We start from the raw sequence: 18291 nt of genomic DNA on the forward strand, positions 1-18291 counted from the left end.
TAATGCGTATTCATAGTATAAGGCTGTCCAACTATTCGTCTACTAATAATTGCAGCAAAACTTCTCCCCGTTTTTTGACCGCCAGTTTCACTACAATTCACGCTCTACACCCCCTTAATTTGGCGGAACGCGAGAATCCACCGTCAGAATGATCTGGGTTTTGATAGAATTACTTCAGAGGTAAGGCAAAATCCAGCTTCCGCGCCACCCTACCGGTTTTTTGAAATGAAAAAGCACCGGCAAGCTACTTACCGGTGCCAAGTATATTCATTTAAAAGTTATGCCGAATTTCTTGCCGCATTGATGATTCCAAACATGGCTCTTACAATGAGCTGATTATACGTTTCAACATCTACAGGGAGACTTTGGGGATCCATGGCCAGCATCTGTAAAGCATATTGCTGAATCGTAATCAACGGCAATACGATTCTCTCCCGTGTCTTAATAGACACTTTAGTTACATTATTGCTATCGAGCAGCTCCCGTTGGCCTGAAACTTCCAGCAACATATCACGCGTCAGCAAAAATTCCTCGTACATTTTGTCCCAGAATTCCCTATAATCTTCGTCGTCACGCAAATATTTGGTTGCAGGAAAGAAAGCCTTGGACAGCGACTGCATAGAGTTTTCTATCAATGTCCGAAAGAAAAGTGACCTTTTATAAAGCTGTTTAATGTCTTCGAGCTTTCCATTGTCAGCCATTTGCCGGATCGCTGACCCAAAGCCGTAAAATCCGGGAACATTCTGCTTCATTTGAGCCCAGGATCCTACAAAGGGTATTGCGCGCAGATCTTCAAACTTCAGACCCTCATCGGCATTGCCCCGTTTAGTAGGGCGACTGCCTATATTGGTTTGCCCATAGAAACGCAATGGTGTCTTTTTATCAAGATATTTTACAAATTTGGGGTGGTTTTTAAGATCCAGATAGGAGTCGTATGCGGCTGCAGCCATATCTTCAATTAAGATCTTATCCTCTTCGCTCAACTCATCCTCAACTCTATTTCCCCTGAACAGGTGATTTTCCAGGCCTGCGGAAAACAGCCTTTCCAGGTTATACATAGCAGTGGTAACCGTTCCATAATTAGAACTGATCGTCTGGCCCTGAACGGTAAGCTGAATTTCCTTATCCTCGATATCATTACCAAGTGAAGAATAAAAGTTGTGGTTGTTTCCTCCCCCACGTGCAGGAGGGCCTCCGCGACCGTCGAAAAATGTCACTTTGATACCCAGCTCCCGTGACACTTTCGTCAGTTCCTCCTTAGCTCTGTAAATAGACCAGTTGGCACGCAGGTAACCTCCGTCCTTTGTGCCGTCGGAGAAACCTACCATGATTGTCTGATGATTTTCCCTGTTCTGTAAATGCGCCCGGTAAAAGTCGTTCTCATACAACGAGCGCATGATGTCCGGCGCATTGGCAAGGTCGTCTACGGTTTCAAAAAGCGGAACTACGTCCAGGGCAAGCTTGCCGTCTTCGTCTGCAATGAGATTTTTAGCAAGTGCTACTACCTGCATTACATTTAAGGCAGAAGTGTTGTTACTGATCACATAACGGTGCGCGCCCTTTTCTCCATTCTTAGCCTGAATTGTCTTTATTGCTCTTATCGAGCCCAGTATATCCTTGGTAAGTTCATCTTCATAATCCTCATCACGCAATGGTATGTTAAGCGACAGGAGTAATTCTATTTTTTTTGTTTCGTCCCAACTCTCATAGTCGCTGTATTTCAGCAAAGGAATCTTTTTCTCAAGCCTTTTGAGAATGTCCTCCCACGCCTTGGCATGCTTACGGCTATCCTGGCGCACATCTAGGCTCGCGAAAAAGAAACCAAAAAGATTAAGTTTGAGAATGAAATTGTCCAGCAACTCAACAAAAAGGCCCTGATGCTTGCTAACCAGTACCTCCCTCGCCTTTAAAAACTCATCAATGAGTTCCTGCGCGTTGGCGTAACCTTCTTCAAAGGGGCCGAAAATAGTACTGTTCATTTTCTTCTCGGCCAGAGACACCGCTTCATCAACACCTTTGAAAGTTAACCGACGTTTTAAAGTCCTGATATCCCGGTAGTACCCTCTTAAAAGCGTTTCTCTCAGCCTTGATGCGACCTGCAAGGTGATTTCAGGATTTACAAATGGGTTCCCGTCGCGATCACCTCCCGGCCAGAAGCCTAGCCTGAAAACATTGGGGTACGGCCAGTCATGAACGCTCATCCCCAAACCATTGATGAGCTTTTCCATAATAGCAGGAATAGCGTCATAATAGACATTTTCAAGAAACCAGCACAAACTGACTGCCTCATCGAAAGGCGTAGGTTTCTCATGGTTGATAAAAGCTGTCTTACCGAGTTGAAGTAGCAGCTGGTTTACCTCGGTGAAATCATTTTCCTTAATGGCATCTTCAAGATCGTTGATGATCCCCAAAACTTTTCCGGAATAAAATTGTGTCGGATGCGCGGTAAGCACAATCCGCACGCTATAGTCTTCTAGTTTTGCCAGCAGCTTCTTTTTAAGCTCGTCATTATCCAATCGGTCTGTCAAATAGCTTACAGAACCCTTTCCTGTCAGGTCGTGCGTTTGATCAAAAGCTGCATCTTCTACAGAATCAAATAAAACCACCTGTCTTTCGATATACTGGATAAATGCGAAAAGCAAATCGGTCCTCTCTTTGGGTGACGCTGTTTCCAGAAGCTCCGAAAAAAAATGCTCAATGATTTCCTTGGGGGATTTCCCCTCCTGAAATCCTATCTCGCTTTGCTGCGTAAGTATGGGAAGTAACGAACCAGTCTGAAAAATCCCACGGTAGGGCAAGCTCAGAAAAAGGCTATTGAAAATATTGTACTTCGTTACAACTGCGTCCTGGAAACTATTATTCATATGGGAGCGACGAAATTATATTTGGGAATTTGCATATAGGGCAAATATACTCCTAAAAACCGGCTTTCAGGCCTTTGGATGCGCTTGCTGATGTGTTTTTTTAAGCTTTTCGATCGAGTTGTGGGTATAAATCTGGGTAGCTGCCAGGTTAGCATGGCCTAAAAGTTCTTTAATGGCGTTCAGGTCTGCCCCGCGGTTCAGCAAATGGGTAGCATAGGTGTGTCGCAGGACGTGCGGGCTCTTTTGAGAAAGCGTCGTCACAGCGGAAAGGTATTTTTTTACCACTCGCTGAATAAAAACAGGATAAGCTGCTTTCCCTGAATCGGTTATAAGCAGGCTTTTCGTATCATCCACAGGCGCCCTCTGTTCCAGATATTTTTTTAGAAGTTCGGCCAGTGATGAAGAAATAGGTACGATTCGCTCCTTTGCCCGTTTTCCAAAAACCCTTATCGTCCGCCCAGGTAAATCCAGGCTTAATGTCTGCAGGTCGATAAGTTCCGCCAACCGGATACCCGTGCCGTACAAAAGCTCCAGAATGACACGGTCGCGCAGACCTTCAAAGTCTTCCGCAAATGTTGCTTCGTCAAAAAGCATTTCCATTGACTTTTCCTCCACAAAAGCGGGAAGCTTTTTGCGGGTTTTCAGGGCAAACAGAATTTTGGTCGGATCCTTAGAGATATGATTTCTACGTCTTAAAAAACCATAATATGCTTTTAATGAAGCAATTTTGCGATTAATTGACGTGGGATTAAGGCCTTCTTCCATGAGGCTCACCACCCAGGAACGAAGCATGGGCGATTGAGCGGCTTCGGGTGTGGCACATTCATATTGGAACAGAAGATATTTATGAAACTGATCCAAATCCGTTTCATAAGATTTTACCGTGTGTACACTGGCGCGTTTCTCAAATTTCAAAAAATCCAGGAATGATGCTATCATAAGGGTAACATACAAAAAAGAGCTGTCCAACGCAAGACAGCTCTTTTCCTATCATTAAAGATATAATAATCCTGTAGAATCTTTCAGAAAACCATTCCGGAGAACTAGTCTTCTAAATGACCATAAGTTTTTTCCTTGTAAACGGCACGCAAAACTTCGAAACGACGTCTAACAGATGGTTTTTCGAAAGCAGTACGGGCACGAAGCTGACGCATGGTGCCAGTTCTTTCAAATTTTTTCTTGTAACGCTTAAGAGCGCGGTCAATCGATTCGTTGTCTTTAATATTGATAATAAGCATGCTTATAAAATATAATGTTCTTTTGAATTGGTTCTCTGAAAATCGGACTGCAAAGAAAAGCCATATCAAACAGAAAATCAAGAAATAAGTCATTAAAATTAGGTTATTTTTGTAATCATTGCATTGAACAGGACAACATTAGCAGATTAAACGGCCCGTTATGAGCTCGCGACTGGGTATTATTGATTTAGGAACAAATACTTTTCATCTGCTGATCGTTGAAAAATCCGGGAATGGTTTTACAAATGTCTTTCATGAAAGCCGGCCTGCGAGAATAGGGCTCGGTGGGATTAACCGGAAAATCATCACTCCCGAGGCATTTGAAAGAGCATTGACCGTTCTATTCCATTACCGGGAAAAACTGGACGAATATGACGTCAGGCCGGAAAATACCTTTGCTTTCGGGACGAGTGCAATCCGTAACGCAGATAATCAGCGCGACTTCTGTTCGACAATTCTTGAAAAAACTGGCATTCAAATCAGCATAATCGACGGAAATCGCGAAGCCGAATACATTTATAAAGGAGTGAGAGCCGGCGCGGATATTGGTGATTCTACTTCGCTGATCATGGATATTGGCGGCGGAAGTGTCGAATTTATCATTGGTAACAAATCTCAGATCTTCTGGAAGCAAAGTTTTGAAATGGGCGGCCAGCGACTTATGGAAAAGTTTATGCGCAACGACCCCCTTTCTCAAACCGATCGAAAAAGCCTTTACAATCATTTTGAAGAAAATCTGATCCCGCTTGCAAATGCAATTCACCAATACGCACCTGACAAGCTTGTAGGCTCGTCCGGCACGTTCGATACCTTGATCGATGTGGATTTCCATTTCAGGGAAAATAGCTGGCCTCCCAAAAACCAGACCGATTTTAACATTACAATCAACGAGTTCTACAGGGTTTATGAGCTTGTTTTGTCTGGTAACCATAATGACAGATTGCTTATTCCGGGAATGATCGAGTTACGGGTCGATATGATCGTTGTGGCCGTGTGCCTGATCGATTATGTGCTCAAAACTTATGGGATCGGCAAGATACAGGTTTCCAGGTATGCTTTGAAAGAGGGTGTGCTGGCCGAATTGCTCACCCGATGATTTCTTTTATTTATTAAATTACCCCAAAGTTATTCTCTATCCGGGTTCAAAGTTTTATCCATTCTTAACAACTAAATAAGCTTTATGAGATTATTCCGCTACCTTCTTCTAACGGGACTGGCGTTGGTGTATGTGTCCGGGGTTCAGGCCCAAAAGAAAAAAAAGAAAGACAAACAGGAAGATGTAAAAATTGAAAAGGCCGTTGACGCAGTTGCTTCCGCAGTGAAAGACAAGCTGAAAGACGACAAAAAGAAAGGTCCAAAGGCTTTTAAGGACCTCATTGATACCAGTGCTGTGAGTCAGAAAGGGATGATCTCCATTCATAAAATAGACGACAAATGGTATTTTGAAATCCCGGATTCTTTAATAGACCGAGATATTATGGCGGTAACACGCTACTCAAAGACGGCCGCGGGCGGCGGGATTTTTGGAGGAGAAGAGGTTAACAGGCAAATGATCCGCTGGGAAAAAGGGTTGGACGATAACCTGCTGCTTCGCTCTGTAACTGTGGTCGTTACAAGCCCGGACAGTACCAAACCGATTTTTCAGGCGGTGAAAAATTCCAACTCCGATCCTATCATAGGTGTTTTTGATATCAAGGCGGTTAAAAAAGATCCTGGTGCAAAATCTTCCGTAATCGATGTAACCGAATTTTTCAATTCAGACAACCAGGTCTTTTCACTCAGCTCGATCAGCAAACAATTGTTGAAACTGAATGCTTTCAAAAAAGAGGCCTCCTACATTGAAAAAATCCGGACATACCCCATTAACACAGAAATAAGGACTGTAAAGACATTCACCGTTACGCCGCAATTGCTTACGACCACTCCGGTACCGAGCATTGGGCAGTACCTGCCTGCCGGTCTCGATGCGGGTGTTGTTACGCTGGAGATGAACACCTCGCTGATCCTGCTACCGAAGAGCCCCATGCGCAAGAGAATTTTTGACAGCCGCGTCGGATTTTTTGCAAATCAGTATGCCACATTCGGAGAGGAATCTCAAAGATCCGATACAGAAGTTTTCGCCGTAAGATGGCGGCTGGAACCCAAAAATGCAGAAGACGCAAAGCGACAGAAAAACGGGGAACTCATTGAGCCCAAAAAGCCGATCGTGTACTACATTGACCCGGCGACTCCTGAAAAATGGCGCAAATACCTGAAAGCAGGTGTAGACGACTGGCAGGTTGCATTTGAAAAGGCTGGCTGGAAAAACGCCATTCGCGGCGAGTACTGGCCCGAAAAAGATACGACTATGAGCCTGGAAGATGCCCGCTATTCCGTGATCCGCTATTTTGCCGCAGATATTCAAAATGCTTACGGTCCCAATGTACATGATCCCCGGAGCGGTGAAATTCTGGAAAGCCACATTGGGTGGTACCACAATGTGATGCGCTTGTTGCGGAACTGGTACATTATCCAGGCAGCAGCCGTTGATCCGAACGCCCGTAAAAAGAAATTTGATGACGAATTGATGGGCCAGTTAGTGCGCTTCGTCTCTTCGCACGAAATCGGCCACACGCTCGGCTTACGCCACAACATGGGCGCCAGCTCGGCAACACCAGTTGAAAAGTTGCGCGATAAGGCCTGGGTTGACGAGCATGGCCATACCTCTTCTATTATGGATTATGCCCGTTTTAATTATGTAGCCCAACCAGAAGACGGCATTACCAATCTGTTTCCAAGAATCGGCGATTATGATAAATGGGCCATTCAATGGGGTTACAGCAACTTTCCCGACTCAAAGGATGTCGCTGCCGAGAAAGCATTGCTCAATGCGATGACGAAAGAGGCATATAAAAATAATCGGCTGCATTTCGGGACTGAGATCAGCCCCTACGACCCGCGTTATCAAACGGAAGATCTGAGCGACAATGCGATGAAAGCTTCCGAATATGGGATAAAAAATCTCAAGCGAATCCTTCCCAACCTGATCGAATGGAGTAAAGAAGATGGGGAAAGCTATAAGGAGCTCGATGAAATTTATGCCAATGTAGTAAGTCAGTACCGCCGTTACCTCGGCCATGTGATCAAAAATGTAGGAGGTATTTACGACACGCCTACCACCTACGATATGGACGGTCCCACTTTTACAGTTGTACCGAAAACAACCCAAAAGGACGCAGTCGCTTTCTTGAATAGTCAGTTGTTCAAAACCCCTGTTTGGCTTCTTGACCAGAGCATTCTGAATAAAATAAAACCGGAAACGGGTGTTGAGGCTATCAAAGCACTGCAGGAGTATGCGCTCACAGCCCTTTTCGCTGGTGACCGGGCCGTCAGGCTGATGGAAACAGGTACTTCTGCCAAAAACTTCACGCTGGACGATCTTTTCACCGACCTCGAAAGCGGTATCTGGTCGGAAGCGAAAGCAGGAACTTCCATTGACTTGTATCGCAGAAATCTACAGAAGGTTTACGTAGAGAAGCTGATCGACTTATTGAAACCAGGCAAAGCCAATGTTCAGTCTATTCCAGTGGGTATTACCTATGGTTTCTCGACGCGTGTTGTAGAACTGGAGAAAACCGACCTGCCTTCTGTTGCACGGGCTCATTTGGAAGCCCTGAAAACAACAATACAAAGTGCGGTTGCTAAACCTGGCGACAAAATTACCAGGTACCATCTTCAGGATGTTTTGCAAAGAATCAAAATGGCCCTGGATCCAAAATAATCATAAACCAATGGATTGCCAGGCCCGAAAGCCTGGCAATCTTTCATAAAAAATGACTAGACTTGAAAAAATACTTTCTCGTCGGGCCGATTTTGAAATGGTTATCAGAAATAAAAAGCCTTTCAGGAAACTCGACTTTACGGAAAACAATGCCGAACTCCAGGCCCTGGATTTATCAGGTACCCGGGAATTTTCAGATTATATTTTTAAGGAAATGTTATCTCGGGGTGAGTTTATAGGCGTTGGCGGTTTTAACGAAAACCGTATCATCTATCGGCAACGTAAACACTTTACAATGGATTCTGAAAATCCGAGAAACATTCACTTGGGTACCGATATTTGGGCAGAGGCCGGTGAGCCTGTTTATGCCCCTTTTGAAGCCACTGTTCATAGTTTCGCATTTAACAACCAGGATGGCGATTACGGACCGACGATTGTACTACGGCATGAATGGGAAGGGACTGCGTTTTTCACGCTCTATGGACATTTATCGCTGACTTCCCTTAATGGTTTGTACAAAGACAAATATTTCGAAGCCGGGCAGCATTTTGCTTCTATCGGCCCATATCCCGAAAACGGGGATTGGCCGCCCCACCTTCATTTCCAGGTGATCAGTGATATGGGAGACTATTCGGGGGATTTCCCGGGAGTATGCAGCGTTTTAGACCGGGAATATTATCTCTCCATTTGCCCCGATCCCAATCTCATCTTAAGAATTCCGGAGAATGGCTGAAGCCGCTGGTTTGCTACTTCCGATGAATTGTAGTTGCAGCCGACTGGGCACCAGCCAATATGGTGATATCCGCAATCGTAACCCTATCCGGCGCATTGACAGCATAGAGAATCGCGTCAGCGATATCGCCGGCCTGTAAGGGGTCAAAACCCTGATACACTTTTTCTGCCCGGCTTTCGTCGCCTTTAAATCTCACCAGGGAAAATTCTGTTTCTACTGCGCCTGGAGCAACATTGGTAACCTTAATTCCATGCTGCGTCAGTTCGAGCCGCATTCCTTCGCTAATCACTTCGACAGCGGCTTTGGATGCACAATATACCGCTCCATTAACATATGTTTGCTTTCCTGCTATCGAACTGATATTCACTATATGCCCTTTTCCACGCTCCAAAAGCAATGGTATTACCGCTTTTGAGACATAAAGCAAGCCCTTCACATTTCCATCGATCATCGCGTCCCAATCATCTGTATCACCTTCATCCAGCGAGCCGAGGCCGTGCGCATTACCGGCATTATTAACCAGGATATCGATATTTTTCCAATCATCTGGCAGAGAACCTATCATGGCCAATACTGCGCCTTTATCGCGAACATCGAAAATAAGTGTTTTTACCTGCACTTTTGAAGACAATTCCCGGGCTATTTCATCCAGTCTGTCTTGCCGTCGGCCACATATAACGAGATTGATTCCTTCACTGGCAAACAATTCTGCCGTGGCCTTTCCTATTCCGGATGTTGCTCCGGTAATCAATGCAATTCGGGACATTATACTTGATTTGTTACTAGGGACGCAAAACTAATTTTTGTTCTTAGGGATATTCAGGCTGCTGAATTTGCCTTTTTCAAGCTGCGCTGCCTGGCTGAAAAGTTGTACCGCCTGGACATACACATTATCCGTCGGATTGAGAATCTGGAAGACTTCGTTGTTAAGCCCGCTCTTTTGCTTCCTTCCCCATACATATCTGCCAATAATGGCTTTGGTTTGAGAAGTTATAACAGATTTCGAGTGATTTAATTCTTTTTCATTCGGCTTGATCCCCGCTTTTGAAGCGTCTTTTACAAGATCTGACAGCATTGCATCAGAAATCTGAAAAGAATTGAGAAATTCTTTGAATGATTGTTTTTCAAGCTTTTTCTGATTCTCGTTTGCGTAGCGCAATGCGTATTCCCTGATGATGTTTTTAGAATACAATTCAAATAAATACTTGCTGTTCAACAGGGTATCCTTTGGAACAAAAATATCGGGCGTAATACCGCCGCCGCCATAAACGATCCGACCGCCATCCGTTTTGTAAACTTTGCTTTTGTCAAATTTGATACTATCCGCATTGAACAATTCCCCACTTTCGTAACGGTGTGAGAGATCAAGGCTGTAATCTTCTCCTTTTCCCATTTCATAGGGTTTTTGAATGCTTCTGCCGCTAGGTGTATAATATCTGGAAATAGTCAAACGAAGTTCCGAGCCATCGGCCAGCTTGATTGGCATTTGTACCAGCCCTTTACCATATGACCTTCTTCCTACAACAAGCGCCCTGTCGTGGTCCTGCAATGCGCCGGCCAAAATTTCAGAAGCAGATGCACTTCCCTCATCTACAAGTACGATCAACGGGCCCTGCTCAAACAAACCATCCACATGCGAACGTGTTTTTCTATCAAAACGGCTGTCTTTACCTTCGGTATAAACCAACAACTTATCGCCTGCAATAAACTCATCGGCCATGCTGGTTGCGCGCTCCATATACCCCCCCGGATTCCCACGCAGGTCCAGTATAAGGTTTTTAAGACCATTTGCTTTCAAGGTTTTCAGGGCAGACTTAAATTCATCAAAAGTAGTTTCGGAAAAACGGCTGACCTTGATATACCCGATTTCCTGATCAACCATATAAGCGGCGTCCACGGAGTAAGTGGGGATACGATCGCGAACTACCGAATAGTTCATTGGCCCTTTCATACCAACTCTTTCAATTGAGAGATCGACTTTCGTACCTCTCTTTCCTCTCAATAATTTGTAAACCTGTGCATTGGTAACTCCCGGCCCTGACAGATTTTCTTTATTCACAGAAATAATACGGTCCCCGCTTTGAATACCAACCGTTTCGGACGGCCCCCCGCTTAATGGGGTTACCACATATACTGTATCATTATAGATGTTAAATTCCACTCCAATGCCATCGAATCCGGATTCCAATTGCGAACGTGCTGCGGTTGCCTCCTCTGCATTGAAATAGGCTGTATGTGGATCCAGTTTTTCCAGCATTTTTGAGATAGAAAAATCCACGAGCTCATCCGTATTTACAGAATCAACATAATTGTTTTCTACCAGCATAAGAACCTCACGGTATTTCGCATACCCCTTGGCGACATCCGAGAGTTTACGCCCGCCGCTGAAAAAAGTACTTCCCAGGAGAACGCCGGCAGCTAGCGTTATACCAATGATGATGGGTAAGCGAACGATTGATTTTGAATTATGAATCGGGGTGTTGGATTTTTCTGGATTCATGCCGGTGAGTTTTTGAAAAGAGTTGTAACCAGCTGTATGAGCAAGTTTCTCTAACGTGAAGTAAACAATTTTGATTCCTTAAAACAAATAGGCTTTGCCAATACTTACATAGCCGAAAAATGAGCATTTTATGCAGTATTCAGACAAATGCCTTCAATGATTCCGGATTCCTCATCGTGTCAAGATTAATGCACCGGGCAGGATCTTCGCCCATCAAAATTCTCTTCATGGGAGTTTCCATTTTTTTCCCATTAATGGTGTACGGAATATCACTTACCTGCTCTATCGTGTCAGGTACATGACGCGGGCTATACTGAGTGCGCAATGTATTTTTGATATGCATTTTGAGATCATCAGTCAATGTCTGGTCTTTTCTCAAAACCACAAAAAGCGAAATAGTCCCCTCTCCATTTGCTTTTTCAAGGTACACAGCCAAACTATCCCTGACCTCCGGAATACTTTCTACAGCACGGTAAATTTCGGCCGTCCCGATACGTACGCCGCCCCGGTTCAGGGTCGCGTCCGACCGGCCATAAATAATTACCGTCTTTCTGTCTGTAATCTTAATCCAATCCCCGTGACGCCAGACGTTGGGGTACATTCCGAAGTAACTCCCCAGATATTTCTCATCGCTTTCATCATTCCAGAAGTAAATTGGCATAGATGGCATGGGCTGGGTAATCACCATTTCACCCATCTCATTCAATACAGGCTTTCCAGCTTCATCAAAAGCCTCTATCCTGCATCCCAGCATCCGGCATTGTATTTCTCCGGCATATACCGGCAGTAGAGGGCTGCCGCCTACGAAAGCACTGCAGACGTCTGTCCCTCCGCTCAGGGAGATTAGCCAGACATCCTTTTTAACATGCTTATAAATCCATTCATATAACTCTGCAGGCAAAGGTGAGCCAGTAGAGCCGATCGTTTCCAGACTAGCCAAACGCTCAGAAGTAATACTGACGCCACTTTTCATGGAAGCTATAAAATAAGCCGCGCCACTGCCGAAGTGAGTAATTCTTGCATTTTCCGCCAGTGTCCAGAGTACCTGTGATGATGGAAATGCAGGAGCTCCGTCGTAAAGTACCAGGATAGCACCGCATAGTAACGAGCCCAGTGCATAATTCCACATCATCCACCCGGTTGTGGAATACCAGAAATAGCGGTCGCCCGGTTTCACATTTTGATGCAGCGTCAACGCTTTCAAGTGTTCGATCAGGCAGCCGCCTACTCCGTGGGTAATGGCTTTCGGCTGGGCAGTAGTACCCGAAGAGTATAGGATCCAGATCGGGTGATCAAATGGAACAGGCTCAAAATCAAGACCGAAATTTTGAATGTGTAAAATGTCTTCCCAGGAGGTAAAACGCTCAGGTTTTGTTTCAGAGAAAATGTTATTGATCAAAACAGTATCCTTCACAGAAGGCAATAAAAATGACAATTCCTGTGCGAATGAAGTGATGTCGTAAGTTTTCCCGTTATAGGAATATCCGTCCGTAATGAAAAGTACCTTGGGCTCAATCTGAAGAAAACGCTCAGCAATAGCTGTCTTGCCAAAATCCGGCGAGCACGAAGACCAGACAGCCCCAACCGCATTTGCTGCCAGAAATGCGGTAATTGCCTGAGGAATGTTTGGCAGGACGGCAGCAACCCGATCGCCCGGTTTCACCCCACGCTGCCTCAGCCAGGCAACCACTGCAGCCACTTCTTCTTCCAGTTTTTCCCAGGAAATTTCCTTTAACTCAGCTTGTTCCGACTGATACATAATAGCCGGGCGGTCTTTTGTTTTATTCCTGAAAATATGTTCGGCATAGTTGAGCTTGGCACGCGTAAACCACCTGGTACCAATTAATCCGCTTTGCGGTTTTTGCAGAACTTCGAGATAGAGATCATGTGATTTGATGTTGAAATAGTGCCAAAGGCTTTCCCAAAAATCTTCCAGATCAGTTACAGACCATTCCCACAGATCATGGTACGAACGAAAATAAAGCCCTTTTTTTACAAACAGCCAATCCATGAACTTCTTCATATTGGATTGTTCCAGTAAAGTTCTTCCGGGCTTCCATAATGGTTGAACCTGCACCTCAGCCGACATATTTAAAACATTATGTGAAGGAATAGACCAAAAATATTACTATAAAAGCCGCCTTTTGGCAATAGTACTAATAAACGTTCCTTTATGATTTTCGACATAAGATGAAACAAAAATATTTACTCCGAAAATAACCGTATCTTTGTGCCCTTAAAAATTAAATCATAATTACTCTGATCATCAGATACGTTAGATAGAAGATTTTAGTGGCAGATTTATAACTATTGCGCAATAAAATTACTATCGGTTACACGGCAAATTGTGAGAGGAAAATAAATCCAGTAGTGATACTGCATTCCTAATGAGAAAAAGAACAAAATCCAATGACGGCGGAGACCGTCCCTTCAAAAGAGCAAAGCCTGAAGTCGAGAGCCGATTCAGCAAACCAAGTATCAAAAAATCAAGTCTGAGGGTCGCAGCACCTTCTTCGGAAAACAAAGGCCCCAAAGCCCGCCCGAATTTTGACCACGAAAAACCAAAATCAGACAGGCCGCGATTCGATAAGCCCGAATTTAAAAAGTACGGAAACGATAAGCCTGATCGTGATAAGCCCAGATCAATTAACCGTGACGGTGACTACCGAGGCACCAATGATCGTAAAGAGCCCGGAAAAGCTGCTCCGGACAGATATGCGCGTTCATTTAAGCCACGCGAAAATTCAAGCCCTGGTCAGAGAAGGCCATATGGCGAGAAACCAGACAGACAGCGTCCTGAAAATGATTCGCGAGAGTTTAAGCCAAGAGAAGATTCCAGACCTGAAGAAAGAAAATCTTTTGGAAGTAGGACTGAAAGGCCCCGCTTTGACAGAAGCACTGATGCAAGGGAGTTCAAGCCGAGGGAAGATTTCAGATCAGAAGAACGAAAGTCTTTGGGCGACAGACCTGAAAGAACTTCCTCTGACAGAGGCAATGGTTCCAGGGAATTTAAGCCTAGATCCGAATCGGGCCGTACTGAACGCCCTTTTCAGCGTGACCGACAAGACAAACCTGCTTTTAAAAAAAAAGGTGAGTCCGATCCATCGGACGAAAGAAGCTTCAGAGATCGGACACCGAGAGAAGAGCATGTAGCTCCTGCTGAAGATCGTAGCGGACTGGATCGCAGAGTAGGTCGCTTTGAAAGTGCGCCGAGGTATCATCTTTCGGAATACGAGAAAAAAAACGCTCCTAAGAAAAAAGAAGAAAGCAACGAGATTCGCCTGAACCGTTATATCGCCAACGCAGGAATATGCTCCCGTCGTGAAGCTGATGACCTGATTTCGAGTGGGCAGATTTCGGTAAACGGAAAGACTATTACCGAAATGGGCTACAAGGTAAAACCCACAGATGTTGTCAAATATGGTAAAAAGGCGTTGAATCCTGAAAAAATGGTTTACATCCTGATTAATAAACCAAAGGATTATATCACTACGACCGATGATCCGGAAGAACGCAAAACGGTTTTGGACCTGATCAAAGGTGCTTGTTCGGAGCGTGTTTATCCGGTCGGCCGCCTGGACAGAAATACAACCGGGTTATTGCTTTTGACCAATGATGGTGAGTTGGCTGAAAAACTGACTCATCCATCAGGAGGCATTAAGAAAATCTATCAGGCGGAACTTGATAAACCGATCACCACAGAGGACTTTGAGTTGCTGCAACACGGACTGGAGTTGGAAGACGGTTTCATCCATCCCGACGAAGTTGGAATTGTCACTCCCGATGCCATGGTAGTAGGCCTGGAAATTCACAGTGGCCGTAACCGCATCGTTCGCCGAATGTTCGAGCATTTGGGTTACGAGGTTCAAAAACTGGACCGTACTGTGTTCGCAGGGCTGAACAAGAAAGACCTTCCCCGCGGAAAATGGCGCTTTTTGAACGAGAAAGAAGTGATTAAGCTCAAATTCCTGCTTTAATAGTTCCAATAAAAAATGAAGGGCTGCGATGTTGAACACCGCAGCCCTTCATTTTTATACTAAACAGGTTCTACAATCTGAATCCAAAAGAGTACACATCGTAAGGAGCATCGGGATAAAGTCCTTCAAACTGCACCATTGACTCCTCTTTGCCCGCAATTGCCGATTCGAAATCCTTCACGGTTTTGACAGCTTTTCCATTCACCTTGGTAATGATAAAGCCTTCTTCAACTTGCGAACGGCCAAACTTACCGCCCTCAATGGATAACACTTTTACACCACCTTCAATTTTATATCGGGACAACCGTTGTTTCTCAGCATCGCTGAGGTTGCCAAACTGCGCACCCAAAGCATTCATAATTGCTGCTGTTTCATCACGTTTGATGATTTCCGAGCCGCCCGTTCTGTTGCGAAGCGTCACATTTAGTTCCTTCTCTTTGCCTTCTCGGTTAACTGTCAGGTTCACCTTATCGCCAGGTTTGTGTAAACCAATCGATTGTTGCAGCTCAGGAACTGAATGGATATCCATCCCATCCACTTTGACGATCACGTCACCTTTATTAACGCCGCCCGCTTTTGCAGCACTATTTTCTGTGAATTCACGGACATATACGCCATCGTTCACTTTCACACCGTATTCCTCCGCCTTTCTGCTATCCAGATCATCAAGCTGAATACCCAAATATCCACGTTGCACATTGCCAAATTTGATCAAATCGCTAGAAACTTTCTTAACGATGCTGGATGGGACAGCGAAAGCATATCCCGCAAAGCTTCCCGTAGGACTAGCAATTGCAGTGTTGATACCGATCAGTTCACCCTTCAGGTTAACTAACGCACCGCCACTGTTTCCGGGATTAACTACGGCATCTGTCTGGATAAAAGATTCAAGTGGAGAATCGCCGGCTGCCATTGAAGTTGGCGTTACACCGTTACGACGACTGTTTTGACCAATGATTCCAAGCCCACGACCCTTTGCACTCACAATGCCTGCAGTCACTGTCGATTCCAGGTTGAACGGATTACCAACCGCTACCACCCATTCTCCCACTTTAACCGCATCAGAATTGCCCAGAACAACTGCGGGGAGGTCCTTTGCTTCTACTTTAATAACCGCTATGTCGGTCGAAGGATCTGTGCCAATCACCTTAGCCCTGTACTTGCCTTTATTGTGCAAAGTTACTTCCAGCTCCTGGGCGCCTTCTACTACGTGATTATTCGTAACAATGTAGCCATCAGAAGAGATAATAACTCCGGAACCAGCCGCTTCGGACGATTGCGGGCCACGGGAACCGCCGCCAAAATCATCACCAAAAAAATCCCGAAAAATATCAGGGATCTGTTGCTGACCGCGGGAAGCCTGGCGTGTAATCGTAGACTTAATATGGACAACCGTGGGTGTTGTCGCCTCAGCTGCATATACAAAATCGCCAGGAGCACCCACAGGCGCACCCGTTGAGGTAAACCGTGCAATAGACTCAGAAGCAGCTTCCTTAAAAATTACATCTTTACCGTTATCTGGACTTAGCAGCTTAAAGCCGGCAAGAGTTGACGCGCTTGAAATCAACCCAACCAACACTAAACCTTTCCAATTTGTTTTCATAGACATTATGCTGGGGTTTTATTTTGTGAATGAATAACGCAAAGCAAATAATAAATTATTCCCGTAGCAGGCTCATTTAACATATTTTAACAAAGGTATTTCATTTAGGAATTTAGTAAAATATCCTGCCAGCCGAAATTAACATTTATCCAAATGCCTTTCATAAAAAAGGCGTTATTCTCGCAAATAACGCCTTCAAGAAATTTCGCGTATTATGCAATTTCAATCGCGCGGGCAGGTTTTTCCTTCGCCTCTTCGCGTTTGGGCAAAGCAATGTTCAGGATACCATCATTATAGCTAGCTTCGATCTTATCGCCATCCACTGAGCTAGGGAGAGTGAAGGTGCGTTGGAAGGAATTGTACTTGAATTCCCTGCGGGTATATTTCTCGCTTGATTCTTCCTCTTTCACTTCCTTTTGTGCGGAGATTGTCAACTGGTTTTTTTCCAGGTTCAATTTAAAATCTGCTTTCTGCAAGCCAGGGGCAGCCACTTCAATTCGGAAGCCTTCTTTATTTTCAACCACATTCACAGCTGGCACACTTCCCGAAAATGCAGGGGTGTTGAATTCATGAAATAGATCCTTACCAAAAAATCCGTTCAAATAAGATGGATTTGCGAAATGTGTTTTGACTAATGTGCTCATTGCTATAAGGTTTTAATGTTTTTGATTTTACAGTTTAACCGTTTCGGTTTGTAAGCTGTTAATCAACTTTCATTCCTGTTCACAAATGCCAAAAAAATCAGGACAAAATGTCCGAATAGTTCATGAAATTTAATTAATAGTGACAAAAAGTCATAAAATGACTGAAAACAGTGTTCCTATCTGCCAATAAAGCGATGATCTCTGTTAAATAGGGGATTATTTTAGTTCAAGGATAGCGCAGGCTTGTTCCGAAGCGGATTGTTCTGCTTTCTTTTTTGTAAAACCGTTACCGGTTGCAAAGGGCTCGTCATTGACGAGGATTTGTGAGATAAATTCGCGATGATGCCTCGTTCCGCGTTCTTCAAGAATTTCGAAACGGATCTCTTTACCTTCACGCTGCGCCCACTCGATAATGAGGCTTTTGAAGTTCGCATTGGTCTGAATAATACTATCCAGATCATAGTGCGTGATGAGCTTACTGATGATAAAGGTGCGGGTGAACCTGAAACCTTTATCGAGATAGATCGCGCCAACAAATGCTTCCAGTGCATCGCCGTACATGGAAGATCTCGGAGACATACCTCGGCGATTGCCATCATATTCGATCAGGCGATCGAGTCCAAGCTTTCGGGAAATTTGATTAAGAGACTCGCGATTAACAATCCGTGAACGGATCTCGGTAAGGAATCCCTCGTCTTTGTAAGGATATTTTGTGAAGAGAAATTCTGCGACAACCATTCCCAGCACCGCATCGCCCAGATATTCCAATCTCTCGTTGGACTCACGGAAACCTTTGATGGCCGTTTCTTTGGATGCCGAAGTATGACGGAAAGCAAGTTGATACACCCCGAGGTTTGACGGGCGGTCACCAATTACATGTGCAATCGATTCCTTAAATTTTTTGTCCTCAGCACTTCCGGTCCTGAAAAGAGAAAGTATCGGTATAAGAATTCGCTTTGCCAATGGTAAAAA

At 44.6% G+C, this 18291-nt stretch carries 13 protein-coding genes; 4 read left to right on the plus strand and 9 right to left on the minus strand.

Annotated elements, in window-relative coordinates; translation table 11 throughout:
- Positions 1-278: 278 nt before the first annotated feature.
- From AC1XUF_RS29675 to rpsU, 3 genes are all read right to left on the minus strand, one after another.
- Positions 279-2864 (minus strand): phosphoenolpyruvate carboxylase, encoded by a 2586-nt coding sequence (locus AC1XUF_RS29675; RefSeq protein ID WP_483345504.1) that lies wholly within the window; start codon positions 2862-2864, stop codon positions 279-281.
- Positions 2865-2930: 66 nt separating this feature from the next.
- Positions 2931-3803, minus strand: a complete 873-nt coding sequence (locus tag AC1XUF_RS29680; RefSeq protein ID WP_483345505.1) for a tyrosine-type recombinase/integrase — start codon at positions 3801-3803, stop codon at positions 2931-2933.
- Between the two features lie 104 nt (positions 3804-3907).
- On the minus strand, positions 3908-4102 hold the full coding sequence (gene rpsU, locus AC1XUF_RS29685; protein ID WP_026629542.1) for a 30S ribosomal protein S21: 195 nt from the start codon (positions 4100-4102) through the stop codon (positions 3908-3910).
- 160 nt (positions 4103-4262) lie between these two features.
- Between rpsU and AC1XUF_RS29690 the strand changes: the two genes are divergently transcribed.
- The 3 genes from AC1XUF_RS29690 to AC1XUF_RS29700 all read left to right on the plus strand — a co-directional run bounded on the left by AC1XUF_RS29690 (position 4263) and on the right by AC1XUF_RS29700 (position 8595).
- Entirely contained in the window at positions 4263-5198 is a 936-nt protein-coding gene (locus tag AC1XUF_RS29690) for a Ppx/GppA phosphatase family protein (RefSeq protein WP_483345506.1), read from the plus strand.
- Positions 5199-5282: 84 nt separating this feature from the next.
- Complete coding sequence (locus AC1XUF_RS29695; protein WP_483345507.1) at positions 5283-7862, plus strand: zinc-dependent metalloprotease; 2580 nt, start codon at positions 5283-5285, stop codon at positions 7860-7862.
- A 52-nt stretch (positions 7863-7914) separates the two neighbouring features.
- The gene (locus AC1XUF_RS29700) at positions 7915-8595 is read left to right on the plus strand and encodes a peptidoglycan DD-metalloendopeptidase family protein (RefSeq protein ID WP_483345508.1); all 681 of its coding nucleotides are present in this window, start codon (positions 7915-7917) and stop codon (positions 8593-8595) included.
- A 13-nt stretch (positions 8596-8608) separates the two neighbouring features.
- On the opposite strand, the gene AC1XUF_RS29705 is transcribed toward AC1XUF_RS29700, so the two are convergent.
- From AC1XUF_RS29705 to AC1XUF_RS29715, 3 genes are all read right to left on the minus strand, one after another.
- On the minus strand, positions 8609-9361 hold the full coding sequence (locus AC1XUF_RS29705) for an SDR family NAD(P)-dependent oxidoreductase (RefSeq protein WP_483345509.1): 753 nt from the start codon (positions 9359-9361) through the stop codon (positions 8609-8611).
- 30 nt (positions 9362-9391) lie between these two features.
- On the minus strand, positions 9392-11095 hold the full coding sequence (locus tag AC1XUF_RS29710; protein ID WP_483345510.1) for a S41 family peptidase: 1704 nt from the start codon (positions 11093-11095) through the stop codon (positions 9392-9394).
- A gap of 139 nt (positions 11096-11234) precedes the next feature.
- Positions 11235-13184: an acetoacetate--CoA ligase gene (locus tag AC1XUF_RS29715; protein WP_483345511.1), complete on the minus strand. Its 1950-nt coding sequence runs from the start codon at positions 13182-13184 to the stop codon at positions 11235-11237.
- Positions 13185-13482: 298 nt separating this feature from the next.
- Between AC1XUF_RS29715 and AC1XUF_RS29720 the strand changes: the two genes are divergently transcribed.
- Complete coding sequence (locus AC1XUF_RS29720) at positions 13483-15072, plus strand: pseudouridine synthase (protein ID WP_483345512.1); 1590 nt, start codon at positions 13483-13485, stop codon at positions 15070-15072.
- 70 nt (positions 15073-15142) lie between these two features.
- On the opposite strand, the gene AC1XUF_RS29725 is transcribed toward AC1XUF_RS29720, so the two are convergent.
- The 3 genes from AC1XUF_RS29725 to rnc form a co-directional block, all read right to left on the minus strand.
- Positions 15143-16675 carry a Do family serine endopeptidase gene (locus AC1XUF_RS29725; RefSeq protein WP_483345601.1) on the minus strand — a complete coding sequence of 511 codons (1533 nt, stop codon included), beginning with the start codon at positions 16673-16675 and terminating at the stop codon, positions 15143-15145.
- A gap of 212 nt (positions 16676-16887) precedes the next feature.
- Positions 16888-17319 carry an Hsp20/alpha crystallin family protein gene (locus AC1XUF_RS29730; protein ID WP_483345513.1) on the minus strand — a complete coding sequence of 144 codons (432 nt, stop codon included), beginning with the start codon at positions 17317-17319 and terminating at the stop codon, positions 16888-16890.
- Between the two features lie 216 nt (positions 17320-17535).
- The gene (gene rnc / locus AC1XUF_RS29735) at positions 17536-18282 is read right to left on the minus strand and encodes a ribonuclease III (protein WP_483345514.1); all 747 of its coding nucleotides are present in this window, start codon (positions 18280-18282) and stop codon (positions 17536-17538) included.
- Between the last annotated feature and the right edge of the window lie 9 nt (positions 18283-18291).

Source organism: Dyadobacter sp. HNCC25DJ185 (genome assembly GCF_056895195.1).

Coding starts and splice junctions, on each gene's coding strand:
- AC1XUF_RS29675 (WP_483345504.1), bottom strand. CDS start 2,864: ATGAATAATAGTTTCCAGGACGCAGTTGTAACGAAGTACAATATTTTC.
- AC1XUF_RS29680 (WP_483345505.1), bottom strand. CDS start 3,803: ATGATAGCATCATTCCTGGATTTTTTGAAATTTGAGAAACGCGCCAGT.
- AC1XUF_RS29730 (WP_483345513.1), bottom strand. CDS start 17,319: ATGAGCACATTAGTCAAAACACATTTCGCAAATCCATCTTATTTGAAC.
- rpsU (WP_026629542.1), bottom strand. CDS start 4,102: ATGCTTATTATCAATATTAAAGACAACGAATCGATTGACCGCGCTCTT.
- AC1XUF_RS29705 (WP_483345509.1), bottom strand. CDS start 9,361: ATGTCCCGAATTGCATTGATTACCGGAGCAACATCCGGAATAGGAAAG.
- AC1XUF_RS29720 (WP_483345512.1), top strand. CDS start 13,483: ATGAGAAAAAGAACAAAATCCAATGACGGCGGAGACCGTCCCTTCAAA.
- AC1XUF_RS29695 (WP_483345507.1), top strand. CDS start 5,283: ATGAGATTATTCCGCTACCTTCTTCTAACGGGACTGGCGTTGGTGTAT.
- AC1XUF_RS29725 (WP_483345601.1), bottom strand. CDS start 16,675: ATGAAAACAAATTGGAAAGGTTTAGTGTTGGTTGGGTTGATTTCAAGC.
- AC1XUF_RS29700 (WP_483345508.1), top strand. CDS start 7,915: ATGACTAGACTTGAAAAAATACTTTCTCGTCGGGCCGATTTTGAAATG.
- AC1XUF_RS29710 (WP_483345510.1), bottom strand. CDS start 11,095: ATGAATCCAGAAAAATCCAACACCCCGATTCATAATTCAAAATCAATC.
- AC1XUF_RS29690 (WP_483345506.1), top strand. CDS start 4,263: ATGAGCTCGCGACTGGGTATTATTGATTTAGGAACAAATACTTTTCAT.
- AC1XUF_RS29715 (WP_483345511.1), bottom strand. CDS start 13,184: ATGTCGGCTGAGGTGCAGGTTCAACCATTATGGAAGCCCGGAAGAACT.